This window comes from Crocosphaera watsonii WH 8501, from assembly GCF_000167195.1.
In the GTDB taxonomy this organism is placed as follows: Bacteria; Cyanobacteriota; Cyanobacteriia; order Cyanobacteriales; family Microcystaceae; genus Crocosphaera; species Crocosphaera watsonii.
In genome coordinates this window covers 1-2357 of sequence record NZ_AADV02000307.1, presented here as the reverse complement: position 1 = coordinate 2357, position 2357 = coordinate 1, and the positions used below count along the sequence as shown (strand labels likewise).

Here is a 2357-nt window from a genome sequence, read left to right as displayed (position 1 = left end):
CCAAAGTTTCCCTTCTTTCAGGACAATAGTAGGAGTCATAGAGCCTAACATCCGTTTTTCTGGGGATATACTGTTATTTTGTCCCCCGATAAGTTGATAAGCATTGGAGACTCCTAGTTTAGCTGTAAAATCATCCATCTGATTGTTTAATAAAATGCCAGTTCCTGGGACAGTTAAACCACTACCATAGCTAAAGTTTAAAGTATAAGTATTAGCGACGGCGTTCCCATAACGATCCATAATAGAGTAATGAGTAGTTTCTGTACTTTCATTGGATTGAAATACGGGTTTTGGAAGAATATTTTGACTGGGAATTACTTTTTCTAAATCAATCTTTTCACCTATTTGATCAGCATATTTTTTCGATATTAAACGCTTAATGGGAACGTCAACAAAATCGGTATCTCCCATGAACTTAAACCTATCAGCGTAGGCAAATTTCATGGTTTCAACCATTAAATGAAGTGTCGATGAAGTGTTATGTCCTAGAGATTGAATGGGAAATTTCTCTAAGATATTCAGCATCTGTACAAGATGAACACCCCCTGAACTTGGGGGAGGCATAGAATAAACTTTATATCCTCGATATTTTCCCTCTATTGGTTCTCGAATAATCGGTTTATATTTGGCTAAATCTTCCTTTGTAATTAGTCCATTATTAGCTTCCATATCCCTGACTATTTTATCAGCAATTTCCCCTTGATGAAATGCTTTAATTCCTTGATTAGCGATTAATTTAAGACTATTGGCTAAGTCTGGTTGTTTAAAATTTTCTCCGATTTGATAAGGGCTACCATCCGCTTTATAAAAAATAGCTAAACTAGCAGGTGATTTCTGTAAATTTCTTTTAGCAAATACCAAAGAATTATATAAATCTTCATCAACAATCATCCCATCTTCTGCTAATTTAATAGCAGGTTGTAAGGCTCTTTCCAGGGAAATTGTCCCGTATTTTTCTAGAGCCATTGCTAACCCGGCAACGGTACCTGGAACTCCCACTGCTTGATGACTAAATTTTATTTTTTGTTGATCAACTTCGCCATTTTCGTCAAGAAACATATCAGAATTGGCTGCTAAGGGAGCTTTTTCTCGATAGTCCAAGGCAACGGTTTTTTGTTGATCAGCTAAATGAATTAACATAAAGCCTCCGCCCCCTAAATTACCGGCACGGGGTAAAGTAACGGCTAATGTAAAGCCAATTGTTACTGCTGCATCAATGGCATTTCCTCCTTCTTTTAAGACTTCTAAACCGGACTGAGTCGCTAAATCTTCTTGAGAGGCAACCATCCCATTTTTGCTAATTACAGGGTGAAAAATAGCTCGATAATCGTAAATAGGAGTATCTTGAGCGGTTACTTTAATTGGGGTAATATTAAGGCAGAAAATAAAAATTAATAGTTTAGCAATTTTGGTCATGGTAATTTTGTTGATATATTAAATAAATTTCAGACAGAGTAGTTTGAGCATACTTCGACAAGCTCAGGGGCTATCCTGAGATTGTGCTGGAGAATGTATGAAAATACACAAAAAATCTGTGATGGGTTACGGCGCAAATCAAAACTTATAATTGGACTTTGGATAAAAAACAATTGTTAGCGTAAATTTTACGCTAAACATATCTCCAGAGCTAAAATAGAGAATTAAGGTGATTTTAAAAACTCTCTTTCCATCTTTTTAGGGGATTTTAAATATTAAATAGCTTCATTCAGTTTCGGTTCCAATATAGATATCTAAGTAGCTTTCAGTTAGAGATTGAATGACTCGTTCTAATTCATCAATGAGATTTCTTCTAGTGAGTTTTTCTACAGCATCAATATGAGCAGAACTTCCGGCTCGTCCTAAATATTTATATTTGGTTTTTTTCTCATTATTAGTGGCCATAGGAAAAATTGATTCAGCAGCCTGTAGTTTATAATACCAGTAGATTGTTCCCTTTCCATTAACCTGATAACGAATAATATGACAATTAGCTGGTGCTACTTCCCCTTCCCGTTCAATTTTCTTTATTTTCTGTTTAAGAGAGCGAATTAGACTCTTAATTTGTTTGGCTCTCAGGTGGACATCTTGACTGGTCTTAAGTTCGGAATGTGATGACATTAGCCTTAACTGTAACAAACAACCTCTTTTGATGTTAGCGTATATATTCAGCTAATTTATAAGGTAATAAATTTTAAAAATGACCAAAAATGAAACGGCTACGTCTGTCGAGGAATTCCTGGTGTGGAGGTCTAACCTCTTCCAAGGACTAAAAGCTAGAAAAGAAACTATTATAGAATTACTCGATGCCCTCTCCAGTAACCAAACAAGCTCACTCAGTCGTTGAATTGTCTCTCAATCCTTTATTTAGGGTTTGCTGA

General features: G+C 35.7%; 2 protein-coding genes and 1 pseudogene. 1 reads left to right on the top strand and 2 read right to left on the bottom strand.

The features are described 5' to 3' along the window. On the bottom strand, positions 1 to 1416 hold a 1416-nt coding region (ggt, locus tag CWATDRAFT_RS31190; RefSeq protein WP_007308668.1), incomplete at its 3' end, for a gamma-glutamyltransferase. A 285-nt stretch (positions 1417 to 1701) separates the two neighbouring features. Then, a complete protein-coding gene (locus tag CWATDRAFT_RS31185; protein WP_007303072.1) occupies positions 1702 to 2097 on the bottom strand; it encodes a hypothetical protein in 396 nt (131 codons plus the stop codon). A 79-nt stretch (positions 2098 to 2176) separates the two neighbouring features. Between CWATDRAFT_RS31185 and CWATDRAFT_RS39070 the strand changes: the two are divergent. Continuing rightward, a pseudogene (locus tag CWATDRAFT_RS39070) lies at positions 2177 to 2348 on the top strand (NF041680 family putative transposase); the annotation flags it as partial. Positions 2349 to 2357 lie beyond the last annotated feature (9 nt).

Coding starts and splice junctions, on each gene's coding strand:
- CWATDRAFT_RS31185 (WP_007303072.1), bottom strand. CDS start 2,097: ATGTCATCACATTCCGAACTTAAGACCAGTCAAGATGTCCACCTGAGA.